Source organism: Streptomyces sp. NPDC056144 (assembly GCF_042264145.1).
Lineage (GTDB): Bacteria > Actinomycetota > Actinomycetes > Streptomycetales > Streptomycetaceae > Streptomyces.
The window spans coordinates 762,981-780,902 of sequence record NZ_JBHJVF010000001.1 but is presented as its reverse complement, the minus strand read 5'-3'; the positions used below and the strand labels follow the sequence as shown (position 1 = coordinate 780,902).

The following is a 17,922-nucleotide window of genomic DNA, read 5'->3' as shown; positions in this document are numbered from 1 at the left end:
GGCGGCCCGTTCGGGCGCCACCTGGCATTACACTGTGACAGATGACGCCCATTCGTCACAACCATGCGGACGCGGATCCCGTACTCGACGCCGCACGCGACTGCGTGCTCGCCGTCGGCGTACGCCGGACCACCCTCACCGATGTCGCCCGGCGCGCGGGCGTGTCGCGGATGACGCTGTACCGGCGCTGGCCCGACGTGCGCAGCCTCGTCGGCGATCTGATGACCCGCGAGTGGATCGCCGTCGCCGCCGGCGCCATGCCTGCGGCCGAGGACGACCTCCCGGAGCGGGAGCGGATCGTCGGCGGGCTCGTCGCGGGCACCGCCGCCTTCCGGGCCCACCCGCTCTTCCACAAGATCCTCGACGTGGACCCCGAGCTCCTGCTGCCGTACATCCTCGACCGCAGGGGCGCCAGCCAGGACGCCCTGCTCGGACTCCTCGTCCAGGCGGTCGAGGACGGCCACGAGGACGGGTCCGTGCGGCGCGCCCCGGCGGAGCTCCAGGCCCGGTCCCTCCTGCTCGTCGTCCAGTCCTTCACGCTCTCGCTGCGGACGATGACCGACGAGACCGACCCCCACCTGAGCGAAGCCGCCTTCCTCGACGAGCTGCGCACCCTCCTGGAGAGGACCCTCACGCCGTGAACCTCGTGCCTCCCCCGTCGTCCCCGGACGACACCGGCCCCGCCCTCGCCGGCTCGTCGCTGAACGCCGCCCGCCGCCGCCGCGACCTGGCCCGCCTCGCCGACGGCGAGCAGGTCGACGTGCTCGTCGTCGGTCTCGGCGCCACCGGCGCCGGAGCCGCCCTCGACGCGGCCACCCGCGGGCTCTCGGTCGCCGCGATCGACGCCCACGACCTCGCGTTCGGCACCTCCCGCTGGAGCTCCAAGCTCATCCACGGAGGCCTGCGCTACCTCGCCTCGGGCCAGCTCGACGTCGCCCACGAGTCCGCCGTCGAGCGCGGCATCCTCATGGAGCGCACCGCCCCCCACCTGGTGCGCGCCCAGCCGTTCGTGCTGCCGCTCACCCCGCTCGTCAGCCGGGGACAGGCCGCGCTCGCCCGCGCCGGGTTCCTCGCCGGCGACCTGCTGCGCGTCGGCGCCCGCACCGCGCGCGGGACGCTGCCCCGCCCCCGTACGCTCTCCGCCGTCGAGACGCGCCACCTCGCCCCCGCGCTCCGTCCCGTCGGACTGCGCGGCGGACTCCTCTCCTGGGACGGGCGCCTCTCCGACGACGCCCGCCTGGTCACGGCGATCGCCCGCACCGCCGCCGCGCACGGCGCCCGGATCCTCACCCGTGCCCGGGCCGTCGAGCTGTACGGCGACGGGGCGCTCGTCCGCGACGAACTCACCGGCGAGGAACTGCGCGTCCGCGCGCGGACGGTCGTCAACGCGGCGGGCGTCTGGGCGGGCGGGCTCGTGGACGACGTCCGTCTGCGTCCTTCGCGCGGCACGCACCTCGTGCTGCGCTCCGAGACCCTCGGCCGGCTCTCCGCCGGACTGCACATCCCGATCCCCGGCGAGTCCAACCGCTTCGTCCTCGTCCTCCCCCAGGGCGACGGGCGGGTGTACGTCGGCCTCACGGACGAGCCCGTCGACGGCGACATCCCCGACGTGCCCGAGGTCCCCGAGACCGACATCGGCTTCCTGCTCGACGTGCTCGGCTCCGCGCTCGACGTGACCCTCCACCGGGACGACGTCGTCGGGGCCTTCGCGGGCCTGCGGCCGCTGCTCGACACCTCGGGCACGTCCGACGGCTCCGGCACGGCGGACGCGTCCGGCCGTACCGCCGACATCTCGCGCAAGCACGCCGTCCTCACCTCGACCGAGGGCGTGGTCACCGTCGTCGGCGGCAAGCTGACCACGTACCGGCGCATGGCGCAGGACGCCGTGGACGCGGCCGTCGCCGCGCGCGGGATGACCGCGGGGCCGTGCCGCACGGCGTCCGTGCCGCTCGTCGGGGCCGCGCCGCAGCGGACGCTCGCCGGGCTCGACGTACCGCAGCGCCTCGTCTTCCGTTACGGCACCGAGGCCGCGGCCGTCCACGCCCTCGGGCTCGCGGACCCGGCGCTCGCCGCGCCCGTCGTGCCCGGACACCCGATCACGGGGGCCGAGCTGGCCTGGGCCGTACGGCACGAGGGGGCGCTCGACACGGCGGACCTGCTCGACCGGCGGACGCGGATCGGGGTCGTGCCCGAGGACCGCGCGATCGCCGAGGAGGCCGCGCGCGTCGCGTTCGCGGACGCCTGACCTCCCGCACGCCGATGACCCCCGCACGCCGATGACCCCCGCTCGCCGGTGACCCCCGGTCACCAGTGACCCCCGGCCCTCCCCGGCCCCTCCGGCCCCCTGTTCTCCGGCGGGTGTCGAGCCGCACCCCCATCCGGCTCGACGCCCGCCGGTACGCGCGCGCGTGCGTGTTACGTTCGCCGCACCGCCGCAGCCGAGGGGCGGGGACGACGGGGGTGTGAGGGGTGCCGGAGACATCGGGTCCGCGCGTGCGGAGGCAGCCGCAGCAGGCGCGCAGCAGGGCGCGGGTCGAGGCGATCCTCGCCGCCGCCGACCACATCCTCTGCCACGAGGGGTACGAGGCCCTGACCATGCGGCGCATCGCCGAGAAGTCGGGTGCGCCGGTCGGCAGCATCTACCAGTTCTACGCCGACAAGGGCGCCGTCGTGGACGCCCTCGGCGAGCGGTACCTCACGTCCTTCGCCACCGCCATCGACGAGCTCGTCGAGCGGGCCGTCGCGGGTGAACTGACCGACCTGGTCGGGACGATGGTCGACGTGTACGCCGAACTCTTCCCCTCCCAGCCGGGCGGCATGGCCCTGTGGGCCGGGCGGCACCTGAGCCCGGAGCTGGCGCGCGCCGACGAGGCGAGCAACGCGCTCATCGCGGACGGCCTGGTGCGCATCATCGAGCATCTGACGGGCCGCCCCGGCGACGAGCGCGCCCGGCGCGCGACGCGGATGGTGGTGTGGGCCTCGAACGCGGTCCTCCACGAGGTCTTCAAGGGCGCGGGCGAGCCGGACCTGGAGACGGTCGACGAGCTCAAGCGGATGCTGGAGTTCTACTGGGAGGACCTGCGCGTGCGGCTCGCGGACGGCTGAGCGGCCGGGTCGCGCACGGCCGGCCGCCGGGTCGCAGACGGCCGAGCGGCCGGGCTGCCGAGGTCGCCGCACCCCTAGAACGCGAACGCGCGTTCATGTTAGGTTGCGGCCCACCTCGGACCCGCGCATGCGACGAAGGCAGGTGCCTGTGACCACCCGCTCCACCGACCCCACCGCCCCGCTCCCCGATGTCCCCCGGTTCCCGGCCGACTTCGTCTGGGGCGCCTCGACGGCCTCGTACCAGATCGAGGGCGCACCGGACGAGGACGGCAAGGGGCCCTCGATCTGGGACACCTTCGTCCGGCGGCCCGGCGCCGTCCGCGACGGGCACACCGGCGACGTCGCCTGCGACCACTACCACCGGGTCGACGAGGACGTCGAGCTCATGCGGCGGCTCGGCCTCGACGCGTACCGCTTCTCCATCGCGTGGCCGCGCGTCCTGCCGACCGGCGCGGGCAAGGTCGAGCCGCGCGGGCTCGACTTCTACGACCGCCTGGTCGACTCGCTGCTCGCCGCCGGCATCGAGCCCACGCCCACGCTCTTCCACTGGGACCTGCCGCAGGCCCTGGAGGACGAGGGCGGTTGGCTCAACCGTGCCACCGCGCACCGGTTCGCCGAGTACGCGGCCGTGGTGGCGGAGCGGCTCGGCGACCGCGTCAAGCGGTGGATCACGCTGAACGAGCCGTTCGTCCACATGTCGTTCGGGTACGGCTTCGGGGTCCACGCCCCGGGCCGGGCGCTGCTCCTCGGCGCGCTGCCCGTCGCCCACCACCAGCTCCTCGGCCACGGCCTCGCCGCCCGGGCCGTGCGGGAGACCGTGCCCGGCGCGCAGATCCTGATAGCCAACAACTGCACGCCCGTACGGCTCCGTTCGGACGCGGCGGACGCCAAGGACCGTGCGGCGGCGGAGGCTTACGACATCCTCCACAACCGGCTCTTCAACGACCCGATCCTGACGGGACGTTACCCGGACCTCTCGGCGTACGGCATGACGGACCCGACCTGGGGTGACGTGATCCAGGACGGCGACCTCGACACCATCGCCGCCCCCCTCGACGGCCTGGGCGTCAACTACTACAACCCGAGCTGGATCACCGCCCCGGCCGACCCCGCCGCCGGACTGCCCTTCGACCTGGCCGAACCCGAAGAGGCCTACGAGCGGACCTCGTTCGGCTGGCCCGTCGTCCCCGACGGCCTCACCGAGCTGCTCACCGGCCTCAAGGGCCGCTACGGCGACGCCCTTCCGCCCGTCTGGATCACCGAGAGCGGCTGCGCGCAGCCGGCCGGTCTCGACGACCAGGCCCGGATCGACTACCTCGCGGGCCACCTCGACGCGCTCGCGCGCGCCGCCTCCCAAGGCGTGGACGTGCGGGGCTACTTCACCTGGTCGCTTCTCGACAACTTCGAGTGGGCCGAGGGCTTCCACCAGCGCTTCGGCCTGGTCGAGGTCGACTTCGCCACGGGCGAGCGCACGCCCCGGGCGAGCTACGCGTGGTACCGCAACCTGATCGCCTCTCAGCGATCCTGAGCGACGGAGTCCCCCCATGGCACGCACTTCCGCGTCGGACCCGGCGGACGCGGGCGGGAGAGGCGGGGCGGACGCGGCCGAGGCGTCCACGGACGCCGCCGTGTTCGCCGAACCCACCGCCCCGGTGAAGGTCGGCTGGACGGTCGACCTCTCGCTGGCCACGCTCGCCGTCTTCATGGCGTTCATGACGCCCATTCAGATCCTGCTGCCGCTCCAGCTGGAGCACATCGACGCGCAGGACAAGAACGACGCCCTCTCCGTCGTGACCGGTCTCGGCGCGCTCGTCGCCGTCCTGGTCAACCCGATCGCGGGAGCCTGGTCGGACCGGACGACGAGCCGGTACGGCCGTCGGCGGCCCTGGATCCTCGGCGGCGCGCTCGCCGGGGCGGCGGGGCTCGCCTTCACCGCCTCCCAGCACACCGTGGCCGGGGTGGCCGTCGGCTGGTGCCTGGCCCAGGCCGGCCTGAACGCCATGCTGGCCGGGGTGAGCACGCCGGTCGCCGACCGCGTGCCGCTCGCCCAGCGGGCCCAGGTCTCCGGCTGGACCGGGCTGATGCAGTCCGTCGGCCTGGTCGTCGGCGCGCTGATCACCACGATGGTGGTCACCGGCGTCGGCGCCGGGTACGGGGTCCTCGCCGCGCTGACCGTCGCCCTCGCCCTCCCCTTCCTGCGCCACGGCGAACCGGCGCTGCCCCGGGAGCTGCGCCCCGCCTTCGACGCGCGGGCCTTCGCGCGCTCGTTCTGGCTGAGCCCCCGGCGTCATCCGGACTTCGCCTGGGCCTGGCTGACCCGGTTCCTGATCAACCTGGGCAACGCGCTCGGCACGCTCTACCTGTTCTACTTCCTCGCCGACGCCGTCCACTACGACGACCCCGGTACCGGCGTCCTCATCCTCACCCTGGTCTACACGCTGTGCGCGGCGCTGACGGCGGTCCCGGTCGGCGCCCTGTCCGACCGTCTCGGGCAGCGCAAGAAGTTCGTCGTCCTCTGTTCCGTGATCATGACCGCCGCCGCACTGCTCCTCGCGCTGGTCCACACCTGGCCCGCGGCGCTGGCCGCCGCCGCGGTCCTGGGGGCGGGGTACGGCATCTACCTCGCCGTCGACCAGGCCCTCGTCACCCAGGTCCTGCCCGAGGCCGCCGACCGCGCCAAGGACCTGGGCGTCATCAACATCGCCAACTCGGGCCCGCAGGTGCTCGCCCCGGCCCTGGCCGCTCCGGTCATCGCCCATCTCGGCGGGTACACCGGCCTGTACGTCACCGCGGCTCTGGCCATCCTCGTCGGCGGCCTGCTCGTCAGGCGGGTCCGGGGCGTGGCCTGAACCACCCGCTTCGCCATGCTCCTGTCACTCATCCGACCTTTCACATCGTTCACACAACTCACGCTGATTACCCCCCATTCCCACACATTCCCTGAGGAAATATTCAGTCCATGGGGAATCGGTCGGCCGACCCCTGTCGTCCGAACCCGAGGGAACCGCCATGCCCACGAGCCATCCCACGCTCATCGAGTCCGTCCGCCGGGCCCTGCGCCTGCTCGACGCCATCTCCGAGGACGACCGCGGGCCGACCGCCAAGCACCTGGCCCGCCGCACCGGCATACCGCTCGCCACCACGTACCACCTGCTGCGCACCCTGACCCACGAGGGCTATCTGCGGCGCGAGGGCGGGGTGTACACCATCGGCTGCGCGGGAGCCAGGCTCGGTGCCTCCGCCGCGCGGCAGACCCGCCCGGCGGAGATGGCGGACTGGCTGGGCACGCTGCGCGACGAACTCGGCGCCGCCGTCTACTTCACGCTGTACCAGGAGGGCGAGGTCCGGGTCGCCGGCATCGCCTCGGGACCCGCCACCCCGGCGACGGAGGAGTGGGCGGACTTCCGCCGCTCCGCCCACGCCCACGCGGCCGGTCAGTGCCTGCTCGCCCAGCTCGACGAGGACGCCCGCCGCGAGCACCTCTCCCGGCACCCCGTGGAGCGGCTCACCCCGTACACCGTCCCGGACGAGGACGCGCTGCTGCGGCGGCTCGCGCGGCTGCCCCGGGGCGGGCCGTTCTACCAGCGGCAGGAGTACGCGCTGGGGACGGTCTGCGCCGCCGTGCCCATCACCGTCGGCGACGTGCCCGCGGCCCTCGCCGTCTCCCTCCCCGCTTCCCGCGCCCACCTCCTCGAACCGGTCGCCGGACGCCTCAAACGCCGGGCCGAGGGCGTCATCACGGGCCTCGCCTTCACCGTCACGACGCCGGCCCCGCGACCGCCCGACGCCTGAAGCACGGGCGCCTCCCTCCGTACACCGGTCCTTCTTCCGTACACCGACCTTCCGTTCGAGCGCCGTCCGTCCCACGAGGGAGCGCCCCGCGTCGAGTTCCAGCCCATCCGGGGGCGCGGCGCATGAGGCGGCGGTGGCACGGGCACCGATGCCCGCGTGCCCCACACTGACGACACACAGCCCTTCCTCACCCTGTCGGCGCGGCTGACGGGATTCGACGAGTCCGCCCTCGTGGCCACCGGTCTGACGGAGACGTACCGGGCGGTCGCGCGGGAACGGCTCGGCGCCGAGCTCTACGGCGACCTGCTCGACGCGTGCGCGGATCCGGCGGGACTCACGGACGAGCCGACGGCCAGGGCCGCCAGATCCGTGACCTATCTCTGGTACACGGGGAGTTGGCCGGGACCCCCGCCGACCCTGGTGTCGGGCCGGTCGTACACGGAGGCCCTCGTCTGGAAGGCCGCCGGAATCGCGGCTCCCGCCACGGCACCTCGCGGGTACGGGAGCTGGTCGGGCGCCGGTGATGCCCGGTGACGCGGTACGACGTGATCGTCGTCGGTGCCGGTGTCGCGGGGTCGCTCGTCGCGCAGCGGCTCGGGCAGGAGGGGCGACGCGTCCTCGTGCTGGAGGCGGGGGCACGCGGCGGGGACGAGGACGATCCGCTCGCCACCTATCTCGCCGCCTCCGTCAAGGTTCCCGGGTCCGCCTACCGGCCTCATCCGGCCGTGCCGTGGCCCGAGGTCACGGACGTCACGGGAACGAACACGGCGGGCTTCCGCGCCACCGGCCACCTCCGGCAGGACGGTCCCCTCCCCTACGCCAGTGGGTACGTCCGCGTCAACGGCGGCACCGGCAACGTCTGGACCGGCCTCGCGCCCCGCATGCTCCCCGAGGACTTCGACACCGAGGCGTTCGGGTACGGGCGCCGCTGGCCCCTCTCGTACGACGACCTGGAGGTCCACTACCGGGCCGCGGAGGCGGAGTTGGGGGTGGCGGCCGATGTCGACGAGCAGCGCCGGCGCGTCGGCCTGCCCTTCCCCGACGACTACGTCTTCCCCATGCTGCCGCTGCCCGCCGCCCGGCTCGACCGGCTTCTCGCCGCACGCCTCGACGGGCGGAGGGTCAAGGACCCCGTCGGCCTGACCGAGACCGAGCTGACCGTCGTCGGGACGCCGCACGCCCGCAACACCGTGCCCGATCCCCGGTACGACGGGGGCCGCGGCTATATGCCACGGGGGCGGCACGGCCGCCCGGACGCCGAGAGCCGGTGCGTGGGCAACGCGAGCTGCATCCCGCACTGCCCCTCGGGTGCCAAGTACACCCCGCTCAAGACCCAGGGGCGGTGGAGCGGCACCGTCTCCCTGCGGGACCGTGCCGTGGTGAGCCGGGTCCTGGTCGACGGGCGGGGGCGGGCCACGGGCGTGGAGTACCGCTCGTACGACGGCGGGTCGTCCGTCGCCCACGCGGACGTCGTCGTGCTCGCCGCGCACGCGATCGAGAACGCGCGCCTCCTGCTGCTCTCCGGGCTGGCCGACCGGAGCGGGCAGGTCGGGCGCAACCTGATGGACCATCCCGTGCTGCTGACCTGGGGGCTGCTGCCCGAGGACACCGGTCCGTACCGGGGCCCCGGGTCGGTCTCCGGTTTCGAGGGGTTCCGCGCGGGTCCGGCGCGGAGGTCGCGGGCCCCGTTCCGCGTCGAGTTCGGGACGTGGGGGTGGGTGTGGGCGAAGGGCCCCGTGGACACGGACGTCCACCACTTCCTCACCGATCGGGGCTTGCTGGGTGGCGAGTTGAGGGAGGCCCTCGGCGACCGGATCCGCCGCCAGTTCACGCTCCAGTTCGAGATGGAGCAGAGCGCCGATCCCGCCAACCGCGTCACCCTCCATCCGAGCGAGCGGGACGCGCTGGGGCTTCCCCTGCCACGCGTCACGTACGACCTCGACGAGCACGTGAAGGCGGGAATGGTCGCCGCCCGGGCGGTGTCGGACCAGATCTTCGCGCTGCTCGGCGCCGAGGACCACACGGACTACGCCCCGACGGCCGCCTGGCCCGGACGTTTCACGCGCGACGGCCGCACCTACGGCTACCGCGGGGCCGGTCACGCCGCCGGCACCCACGTCATGGGCGACTCGCCGACGACGTCGGTGGTCGACTCCTGGCAGCGCTGCTGGGACCACCCGGGGCTGTACGCGGTCGGCTGCGGCAGCATGCCGTCGGTGGCCACCTCCAACCCGACCCTGACGATGGCCGCGCTCGCCCTGCGCAGCGCCGAGCGGATCGCGGCCGATCTCGTCGCACGCGACCGGCCGGTCCCCGTCGCCACCCCGACCCGAGGAGCCACCCAGTGACCGACCCGCATGCCCGCCCCGCCCCCTCCCTCCCCCTCCCGCCGGTGGCGGAACCGTTCCAGCTCCCCTTCCACTACGGCGCCCTGCACCAGGTGGGCGTCGACTGGCTCGTACCGTACGAGCCCGTGCGCGCGCTGCTCGCCAAGCAGCACCCCGACCTGACGGCGGCGGTCTTCGAGGACGGGCTGGCGCTCGTCTCGCTCAACTACCAGCTGTACTTCGCGCAGTACGCGTTCGGCGGCGGGGTCACGCAGGAGATCGAGTTCAGTGTCATCGCGTTCCCGACATCCGAGGGCGGGCGTCTGCCGCGCCTCACCTACGCCCAGTACGCGTGCGGCTGGGACCAGACGAAACTGCTCGGGATCGCGCGGCTCCACGTCGTGTGCGACAACCCGTTCGCGATCCGGGCAGGTCGAGAGCTCTACGCGGAGCCCAAGGTCCCGGGCCGGTTCGAGGTCGGTCTGCCGTCACTCAACGGGCCGGCGGGCGAAACCTGGTCCGTGCGGTGCCTGGAGGCGACGGTCGGCCCGGACGAAACGCTGGTGCCCGGCCGGAACCCGCTGATCGACCTCGCGGTGCGGCTCGACGGGCTGACGCCCGTCGCCGCGAACTCCGCCCCGGTCACCGGGTACGGCACGGACCGCGAGGGGCGGCTCCTCGCCGGGCCCATGAACGTCTACCAGCCGTACCGCTGGTACGACCTCGCGGCGCGCGAGCACGCCGACCGCACCCGCCTGGAGGTGCACGCCCCGGACGGGGCCCTCGGCGCCGACGTCCACGCCCTGCTCGGCACGGCCCCGGCCGCCGTCGGCGCCTGGTCGTTCCAGTCCCCTCCGGTGGCCGCCCACAACCGGCCGTACTACCTGCCGACCGGACCGCGCCCCTGACACGGCGGGCCGGGGCACACCACGTGTGCCCCGGCCCGCTCTTCGGTGTCTCCTAGCGGTTCGCGATCCCGGCGATCCACTCCTCGACCTCGTGCGAGCCGCGCGGCATCGCGGCCGACAGGTTCTCGTAGCCGTCCTCCGTCACGAGGACGTCGTCCTCGATGCGGACGCCGATGCCGCGGAACTCCTCCGGGGCGAGCAGGTCGTCCGCCTTGAAGTAGAGGCCCGGCTCGACGGTGAGGATCATGCCCGGCTTGAGCTCGCCGTCCATGTACTCCTCGCGCAGGAGGAGCTGGCAGTCGTGGACGTCCATGCCGAGGTGGTGCGAGGTGCCGTGGACCATCCAGCGGCGGTGCCAGCCGCCGTTCTCCTTGTCGAGGGTCTGCTCCAGGGTGACGCCCTCGGGGAGCAGGCCCCACTCGTGGATGTGGCGCGCGATGACGGCGTTGGCGGCGGCGTGGACGTCGCTGAACTTGTTGCCCGGCTTCACCGCGTCCATGCCGGCCTGCTGGGCCTCGTGCACGGCATCGTAGATCTTGCGCTGGACGTCGGTGAAGCGGCCGGTGACCGGGAGGGTGCGGGTGATGTCGGCGGTGAAGAGGGAGTCGACCTCGATGCCCGCGTCGACGAGGATGAGGTCGCCCTCGCGGACCTCGCCGGTGTTCTTCGTCCAGTGGATGGTGTTGGCGTGGTCGCCGGAGGCACAGATCGACTCGTATCCGACGCCGTTGCCCTCGTGGCGGGCGTACAGGCCGAAGATGCCCTCGACCCAGCGCTCGCCGCGGCCCTTGCGGACGGCCTCGGGGAGGGTGGCGATGATCGCGTCGAAGCCGCGGTGGGTGCCGGCGATGGCCTTGCGCATCTCCTCGACCTCCCACGCGTCCTTGAGCAGGCGCATGCCGGAGAGGTGACGCTCCAGCGCCCCGTCGGCCTCCGTCTGCTCCTCGGCCGTGAGAGCGCTCCCCGCCTGCGTACGGGTGGTGTCGACGAGCTCGGCGAGCTGCGGGTCGGCCGAGCGGACCACGCGCAGCCGGGCGGCGGCCTCGTCCTTGGCCAGGTCGGCGGTCAGCTCGTCGATGTGGCGGGCGGTGAGGCCGAGCTCGGACTCGACGTCCGCGACGGTCGGGCGGTAGCCGACCCAGAACTCACCGTACCGGGAGTCGTTGTAGAACTCCTCGGTGTCACGGGGGGCCGGCGGGCGGAAGTACAGGACGGCCTCGTGTCCGCCCTCGGGGCGGGGGTCGAGGACGAGGACACTGTCGGGTTCCGCCTGCGCGCCGAGCCCCGAGAGGTGGGCGAAGGCGGTGTGCGGCCGGAAGGTGAAGTCGGTGTCGTTGCTGCGGACCTTCAGGCCGCCGGCCGGCAGGACGAGCCGCTCTCCGGGGAACTGTCCGGAGAGGGCCTCGCGTCGGCGGGCGGCGTGATCGGCGACTTCGGCGCGGGGGGTGGGCGAACGGTCGTCGGTCGCCCAGCCGGAGGCCATGAAGTCACGGAACGCGTTGTTCGCGGGGGTGCCTCGGTGGCCTGCCTTGGGCTGGTTCTCGCTCGTCATGCCGGTCATCCTGTCAGACCGAACGATCATTCGGAGCCCCCTGGAACAAACTGGTGATCATTCCCCGCGGGCGGTTTCCCCCTGCTCGCGGCAGCGGACCATGAACGACCGCTCGAAGACGATGACGGTCTCGCCGGTGGACTTCGTGCCCACCGTCTCGACGGTGATGATGCCCTGCCCGGGGCGGGACCGGGACAGCCGCTTGTCGAGGATGGTGCTGGTCGCGTAGAGGGTGTCGCCGACGTAGACGGGCTCCTTGAGCCGGACCCTGTCCCAGCCCAGGTTGGCGACCGCGCGCGCCGAGAGGGCCTGCACGGTCATGCCGCCGACCAGGCAGAGCGTGATGCCGCTGTTCACCAGGATCCGGCCGTACTCGGCGCCCTCGCCGTACGTCCGGTCGAAGTGGAGCGGGTGCTGATTCATCGTCAGCAGCGTCATCCAGGTGTTGTCGGCCTCGGAGAGGGTGCGGCCGGGCCAGTGCCGGATCACCATGCCGGGCTCGAAGTCCTCGTAGTCGCCGCCGTGTTCCTCGACGTACTCGTTGTCCTTGACGTGGCGCAGGGTCATGCCGTTCTCACTCCGGAGGTAGAACTGTGCGGCCGGCGCGCCCTGAGGCGCGCCGGCACGGGGGGGGTGCCGCCGTCGTCAGACGGCGACCATCACGTTGTCCGAGCTGCTGACGCCGCCGCGGACGCTGACGATGCCGGCGGACCCGTCGCCGTAGAAGCGGCAGAAGAGCCCGGCGGCGCGTCCGCCGAAGAGCAACGGTCCGAGGACCGGGGCGACTTCGGCCTCGTACGTCTCGTCGGTTCCGTCGGCGACGAGGGTGACCCGGCAGGTCTGCGGCTCGACGAACTCCTGCACGATGCTGGTGCCGCTCTCGGCGACGGCCTCGCCGATCGCCGTCTCCCAGGCGGCCTGGTCGACGTCCCGGCCGAGGACGACCTGCTTGCCGCACTCCCCGAGGGCGGCCTTGAGGACGAACCGCTCACGGTGGTCGACGACGTGGCGGACCAAGTCGACCTGGCTGCCGTCGCGTTCGGTCTTGCGGTCCGACAGGACGCGCGTCCACGGAAGGTACCGCTCGACGAGCGCGCGCTCGGCGGAGGTCATCCAGGGCCGTCCCTCGGACAGCAGCCCCATGGTGATCTTGCTGTGCATGAAGGTGGAGGTCTGGGTGCCGACGAGCACCACGCCGTTGTCCAGCGCCGCCTGGACGGCGTCGGTGTCGAGGCCGACCTCCAGCCAGTCCGGGATGGTGAAGTTCCGCAGTCCGACGGGGTAGCGCAGGTGCGGGGCGCAGTCCCAGGCCTCGTGCAGCTCCTCCGGTTCGAAGAAGCGCGTGGTCAGGCCACGGGCGTTGTTGTAGTCGGCCTCCAGCTGGAAGTACCGCTTCTCGACCCCGATGACCTGGGAGCTGCCGACCACGGCGACGCGCGGGGCGACTCCGAGTTCGTCGGCGAGCGACCGGTACATCTCGGCGCGCACGGCGAAGGGCACCGGCGAGTGGAAGGGGAGCCGGCCGTACTGGTCCGCGTGGAGGCGGCTCCAGACGGCGAGGCGGCTCTGCGTCTCCAGGACGCCGCCGAGCGCGCCGCTGACGTTGAACTCCACGATCTGCGGCCCGTTCGGGCCGATGACCAGGTCGGGGCGGACGACGGAGTCGGCGTACCGCTCCTCGATGAAGGCGTCGTCCATCCACAGCCGGTCCTCGGTCCCCGGCATGCCGTAGGCCGCGAGGCGCTCGGCGGTGGTGCGGCCGGTCTCCAGGGCGGTGCGGCGCAGGAGTTCGGTGAGGGCGAGGCTCACCCGGAACACCTCGGCGTAGGAGGCGCGCGGGATGGCCATGGGGGCGGCGGGCAGGACCGGCTGGTAGGGCCAGCCGGTGCCGTCGAGCTCCGCGCGCAGCAGGTGGCGGATGGTGTCCGCCGGCGCGGCCGGGCTCAGCAGGTGGTCGCCGAACCACGCGTGCCCGTTGCCCGTGCCGGGCTTCTCATGCGTGCCCATCGCCCGCTCCCACTCTCTCGCCGTGCTCTTCGCCGTGCTCTTCGCTGTGCTGTTCGCTGTGCTCTTCGATGTGCCGTTCGATGTGCTGTTCGTACAGGGCCACGGCCGCGGCCGTGTCCTCGATGGCCATGCCACAGGTGCGCAGGACCGAGGTGCGGGCGACGGCGTCGTCCATTCCCCCGCCGACCAGCGTCCCGAGCGCGTGCAGGTCGCCGGCCGTGATCAGGCCGCCGGCGAGTGCGGCCCGGATCTCCCCGGCGCCGTCGAGGGCGGCGGCCGGGTCCTCGACGACGGTCAGGGCGTCGGCGAGGAGGGCGGGGTCGAGCTCGACGGCGTCCGGGTGGGTGCCGCCGATCACGTTCACATGTGCCCCGGGGCTCACCCAGTCCGCCTCGACCACGGGGGTGGCGTCGTCGGTGGAGGTGGCGGTGCAGATGATCGGCGCCCCGGCGACGGCCTCCTTCGCCGTGTCGTGGACCGTCACCCGTACGGGCCCGGGCAGGGTCTCGCGGGCCCAGTCGGCGAGCTTCTCGGCCCCGGCGCGGGTGCGCGAGTGGATCCGTACGGCACGGAGGGACCGTACGGCCGACACGGCCCGGATCAGGGCGCGGGCCTGGACGCCCGCGCCGATGACGGCGAGCTCGTCGGCGTCCTCGGGGGTGCACCAGCGGGTCGCCAGGGCGGCGACGGCGCCGGTGCGGACGGCGGTGAGCTCGGCGCCTTCGAGCAGGGCGGTGATCCGCCCCGTCTCCAGGTCGGTGAGCGCGACGATGCCGTGGATGAGGGGCAGGCCGCGCCCGGGGTTGTCGGGGGTGAGCGTGGTGACCTTCACGCTGCCCACCCCGCGCCGCTCCCAGACGGCGGGGCTGACCAGGAGGACCTTGCTGTCGCCGTGTTCGACGACGGTACGGGCCGGGGAGCTCGTACGGCCTTCGGCGAGGTCGACGAACATCTCGCCGAGGACGTCGACGACGCGGACCATCGCCCGGGTGCCGGCCATGTCGGCGGCCCCGACCGTGACGGGGGCCTGGACCGTGACGGGGGCCTGGACCGTGACGGGGGCGTCGACCGTGACGTGGGCGGTCACTGCTCCCCTCCCCTGCCGGGTCCGCCGAAGCGGCTGAGCCAGGCGTCCTCGCGGGCGACGGTGTCGCGGGCCCGGCGGGCGAACGGCGGGCCGACCATGTGGCCGTCGAGGACGGCGATGCCGCCGTCGGCCGCCGCCACGGCCGCCGCGACCCGGCGGGCGTGGTCGAGCTCGTCGGCGTCCCGGCCCAGGACACGGTTGATCACGGCGAGTTCGCTGGGGTGCACCGTCGCCTTGCCGTGGAAACCGAGGGAGCGGACCCGGGTCGTCTCCTCGGTGAGGACCTCCGGCTCGGAGAGCCGGTAGTTCGCGGTGTCGACACAGACGGTGTCGTACCGCGCGCAGGCCATGGCCATGGCCTGGCGGGCGGCCTGCATCGACTCCCAGCTGATGTCGACGCCGAGGGTGGCGGCGAGGTCGGCGGAGCCGAAGACGAGCCCGTCGGCGGCGCGGGCGATGGCGTCGATGTCGTGGATCGACTCGACGGTCTCCACCGTCACGTAGATCTCGGGCCGCACGCCCGCGGAGGCGAGCGTGCGGCGCAGCAGATCGACCTCGACGGCTGTCGTCACCATGGTCATGAGGACGATGCCGGGCTTCACCGGGGCCTCGGCGAACAGGACCACGTCGTGAATGGCGGCGAGCGTGCCGAGCGCGTTCATCCGCACGGCGACGTTCCCCGGCCTGGGCGCCTTCTCCAGGGCGGCCCGGCAGATCTCCCGGGCGGCCGGCTTGTCGGCCGGCGGGACGGAGTCCTCCAGGTCGATCAGGTGGACGTCCGCGTCGTACCTCCAGGCCTTCATGACCCGGTCGAGGGAGAGCGCGGGGGTGTAGAGGATGCTGCGCGGCCTGGCCCGGGTGCCTCCGTCGGCCGTCACGGCGCCACCGCTCCGGGGACGGGGTCCGCCGGGCGGGCGCCGGCCGCGATGAGCGCGGTGGCGAGGCGCCTGATCTGGTCCTCGGTCTGGCCGGCGCGGAGCATGACGCGGAGTCCGGCGGTGCCGCGGGCGACGATCGGGAAGAAGACGGGCGAGGTGTAGAAGCCGGCCTTGAAGACCTGCTGGGCACCCTCGACGACGTTCTCGTCCGTCATGGGGACGACGCGGATCGGGTAGGTGCTGCCGGACTGCTCGGTGGCGACCAGGGAGTCGAAGAGCGCGATGTTGGCGCGCAATTTGCCCTGGAGCAGGTCGAGTTCGTCGGTGCGGTGGATCTCGGCGGAGGCGAGGGCGGCGCCGACGGCGGCGGCGTTCATCTTCTGCGAGTAGCCGAGCGGGCCCGCGAAGCGCTCGACGAGGCGGCGGGTGGCCTCCGGGTAGCCGTCGAGGAGGATGGCGGTGCCGCCGGCGCCGAAGCCCTTGCTGAGGGTGGCGACGGTGATGGTCCGCTCGTCGAGGATCGGGGCGTGGGAGCGGACGTAGCCGATGCCGCGCTCGCCGTAGGCGGAGAGCGAGTGGGAGTCGTCGTAGAAGACCAGGAGGTTGTACTTCTCCTGGAGTTCGGCGAGTTCGTTCACGGGCGCGTAGCCGCCGAGGCTGTCGGAGCCGTCGACCACGTAGCAGACGCGCTCGTAGGTGCGGCACATGTCCTTGAGGAAGTCCATGTCGTGGTGCTTCGAGGTGACGACCTCGGTCTCGTCGGCGCAGCTCGGCTTGGCGTTGGCCATGGAGACGTGGGCGTTCTTGTCGAAGACCATGAGCGGCCGGGTGCCGTTGCCGAGGTGGCCGGAGGCGATGATCGGCAGAAGTCCGGTGCTGGCGGCGGCCGTCGAGATGGCGCTGATGACCATGGCTCCGAAGAGCTCGCCGAGGTTCTGCTCCAGCTCCAGGAGCACGGGCGTCTGGACGCGGGTGCGCGGGATGCAGTGGTCGAGGACGCCGAAGCGGCGCAGGGACTCGACGGCGCCGTCGATGACCTTGGGGTGGGTGTCCAGGTCCAGGTAGGAGCAGACGGTGAAGTTCACGAACTCGTGCCCGTCGGGCATGGTGAAGAGGCCGTCTTCGAGGTCGCCGACGATGCCGGCGACGCCGTTCTCGTACGACATGTCCCAGAAGGCGTTGCCGATGCCGATCAGCCGGTCGTTGTTGCGGTACTTGTGCGTGGGGGTGATGGACTTGCGCTCGGCCGCGCTGTTCAGGTCGGTCATCAGGAGTTCACCTCGGTGGGCTTGTAGCTGTAGACGCCGTTGAGCCTCCGGTGGGCGTACGTGTAGAGCGCGACGCCGAGCACGTGCGGCCTGCGGAGGATCTTCTTGGACTTGAGCCAGAAGTTGACGTTGATGTTCATGTCTCCCAGGGACTCGGCCTGGTGCCACCAGCCGAGCGGGAGGTAGAGCATGTGTCCCGGTTCGAGGACGAAGTCGCGGCGCCGGGCCAGCTTGGCGGCGAGCCTCGGGTAGCGCTTGAGGTCGACGTCGTCGAGGTCGAAGACCTGGGACTTGTCCCCGTACCCCTTGAGGACGGAGCGGGGGTAGTAGTCGCGGACGCCGGGCGGGGCGATGATGAACCGCTTGCGGCCTTCGAGGGCGATGTTGAAGTTCTCGAACTCGTCGAAGTGGTTCTTGGTGAAGACGCTCTGGTGGCTGATCCACAGGTTCGCCGCGTAGAGGCTGTTTCCGTAGCCGAAGAGCTCCTCGGCGTCGAAGCCGATGACGGCGTTGACGTCGGCGGGGCTGCTGCGGATGTTGGAGACCACGCGGTGCCAGGTGTCGGTGCCGGACAGGTTCCGCTCGTCGGCGAAGAAGTCGCGGAGCTTGATGTCCCTGGTCTCCCAGCGGCCCGGGTGGTTCTTGTCGCCCGGTTCGGTGAACAGGGTGACGGTCATCTCGGCCAGGCGGGCCGCGACCTCGTCCCGGCCGAGTCCCTGCACGCTGGCGGGGAGCTTGATGACCACGGGCTCGTCGGCCTTGTACAGGCCCTGCGGGCCGATGGCCAGGAACTCGTCGAAGGTCATGCGGGTGATCTCCACACCCGCCGTTCCGCTCGACTCGGGTGCCGCGTCGGCTACTGCCATGTCGGGGGTCCTCCTCTCTGATGGGCCGGGGTCAGTCGTCCCGTCGGCCGTGGCTCGCGCCGTCGGTTCAGGCGTGGGTCTTGTCGCGGGCGGCGGCACCGTCGGTGCCGGAGACGCCGGGAGTGCCGGGGG

General features: G+C 72.7%; 16 protein-coding genes. 9 read left to right on the top strand and 7 right to left on the bottom strand.

The annotated features are described in order from the left end of the window. Positions 1-41: 41 nt before the first annotated feature. The 9 genes from ACFC0Z_RS03360 (at position 42) to ACFC0Z_RS03320 (ending at position 10,132) form a co-directional block, all read left to right on the top strand. The gene (locus ACFC0Z_RS03360; protein ID WP_376432219.1) at positions 42-641 is read left to right on the top strand and encodes a TetR/AcrR family transcriptional regulator; all 600 of its coding nucleotides are present in this window, start codon (positions 42-44) and stop codon (positions 639-641) included. Then, a complete protein-coding gene (locus tag ACFC0Z_RS03355; RefSeq protein ID WP_376432218.1) occupies positions 638-2,245 on the top strand; it encodes a glycerol-3-phosphate dehydrogenase/oxidase in 1,608 nt (535 codons plus the stop codon). The genes ACFC0Z_RS03360 and ACFC0Z_RS03355 overlap by 4 nt, the downstream gene beginning before the upstream one ends. Positions 2,246-2,493: 248 nt before the next feature. Then, positions 2,494-3,105: a TetR/AcrR family transcriptional regulator gene (locus ACFC0Z_RS03350; RefSeq protein ID WP_376432216.1), complete on the top strand. Its 612-nt coding sequence runs from the start codon at positions 2,494-2,496 to the stop codon at positions 3,103-3,105. A gap of 142 nt (positions 3,106-3,247) precedes the next feature. Beyond that, the gene (locus ACFC0Z_RS03345; RefSeq protein ID WP_376432214.1) at positions 3,248-4,633 is read left to right on the top strand and encodes a GH1 family beta-glucosidase; all 1,386 of its coding nucleotides are present in this window, start codon (positions 3,248-3,250) and stop codon (positions 4,631-4,633) included. Positions 4,634-4,649: 16 nt separating this feature from the next. Then, positions 4,650-5,954, top strand: coding sequence for an MFS transporter (locus ACFC0Z_RS03340; protein ID WP_376432212.1), 1,305 nt, complete (start codon positions 4,650-4,652; stop codon positions 5,952-5,954). Positions 5,955-6,114: 160 nt separating this feature from the next. Beyond that, complete coding sequence (locus ACFC0Z_RS03335) at positions 6,115-6,897, top strand: IclR family transcriptional regulator (protein ID WP_376432210.1); 783 nt, start codon at positions 6,115-6,117, stop codon at positions 6,895-6,897. A 156-nt stretch (positions 6,898-7,053) separates the two neighbouring features. Continuing rightward, complete coding sequence (locus ACFC0Z_RS03330) at positions 7,054-7,431, top strand: hypothetical protein (protein WP_376432208.1); 378 nt, start codon at positions 7,054-7,056, stop codon at positions 7,429-7,431. Continuing rightward, a complete protein-coding gene (locus ACFC0Z_RS03325) occupies positions 7,428-9,245 on the top strand; it encodes a GMC family oxidoreductase (RefSeq protein WP_376432206.1) in 1,818 nt (605 codons plus the stop codon). The genes ACFC0Z_RS03330 and ACFC0Z_RS03325 overlap by 4 nt, the downstream gene beginning before the upstream one ends. Next, on the top strand, positions 9,242-10,132 hold the full coding sequence (locus tag ACFC0Z_RS03320) for a hypothetical protein (RefSeq protein ID WP_376432204.1): 891 nt from the start codon (positions 9,242-9,244) through the stop codon (positions 10,130-10,132). Before ACFC0Z_RS03325 ends, ACFC0Z_RS03320 begins: the two co-directional genes overlap by 4 nt. A gap of 52 nt (positions 10,133-10,184) precedes the next feature. Here ACFC0Z_RS03320 and ACFC0Z_RS03315 read toward each other — a convergent pair whose 3' ends face one another. From ACFC0Z_RS03315 to ACFC0Z_RS03285, 7 genes are all read right to left on the bottom strand, one after another. Continuing rightward, the gene (locus tag ACFC0Z_RS03315; RefSeq protein ID WP_376432202.1) at positions 10,185-11,684 is read right to left on the bottom strand and encodes an aminopeptidase P family protein; all 1,500 of its coding nucleotides are present in this window, start codon (positions 11,682-11,684) and stop codon (positions 10,185-10,187) included. Positions 11,685-11,741: 57 nt separating this feature from the next. Beyond that, complete coding sequence (locus tag ACFC0Z_RS03310; RefSeq protein WP_376432200.1) at positions 11,742-12,251, bottom strand: MaoC family dehydratase; 510 nt, start codon at positions 12,249-12,251, stop codon at positions 11,742-11,744. 78 nt (positions 12,252-12,329) lie between these two features. Continuing rightward, positions 12,330-13,691 carry a hypothetical protein gene (locus ACFC0Z_RS03305; protein WP_376432198.1) on the bottom strand — a complete coding sequence of 454 codons (1,362 nt, stop codon included), beginning with the start codon at positions 13,689-13,691 and terminating at the stop codon, positions 12,330-12,332. Then, positions 13,678-14,691 (bottom strand): ornithine cyclodeaminase family protein, encoded by a 1,014-nt coding sequence (locus ACFC0Z_RS03300; protein ID WP_376433432.1) that lies wholly within the window; start codon positions 14,689-14,691, stop codon positions 13,678-13,680. The genes ACFC0Z_RS03305 and ACFC0Z_RS03300 overlap by 14 nt, the downstream gene beginning before the upstream one ends. Positions 14,692-14,774: 83 nt before the next feature. Further along, the gene (locus ACFC0Z_RS03295; RefSeq protein ID WP_376432196.1) at positions 14,775-15,656 is read right to left on the bottom strand and encodes an HpcH/HpaI aldolase/citrate lyase family protein; all 882 of its coding nucleotides are present in this window, start codon (positions 15,654-15,656) and stop codon (positions 14,775-14,777) included. Then, complete coding sequence (locus ACFC0Z_RS03290; RefSeq protein ID WP_376432194.1) at positions 15,653-16,924, bottom strand: aminotransferase class I/II-fold pyridoxal phosphate-dependent enzyme; 1,272 nt, start codon at positions 16,922-16,924, stop codon at positions 15,653-15,655. The genes ACFC0Z_RS03295 and ACFC0Z_RS03290 overlap by 4 nt, the downstream gene beginning before the upstream one ends. After that, the gene (locus tag ACFC0Z_RS03285) at positions 16,924-17,790 is read right to left on the bottom strand and encodes a cupin-like domain-containing protein (protein WP_376432192.1); all 867 of its coding nucleotides are present in this window, start codon (positions 17,788-17,790) and stop codon (positions 16,924-16,926) included. The genes ACFC0Z_RS03290 and ACFC0Z_RS03285 overlap by 1 nt, the downstream gene beginning before the upstream one ends. Positions 17,791-17,922 lie beyond the last annotated feature (132 nt).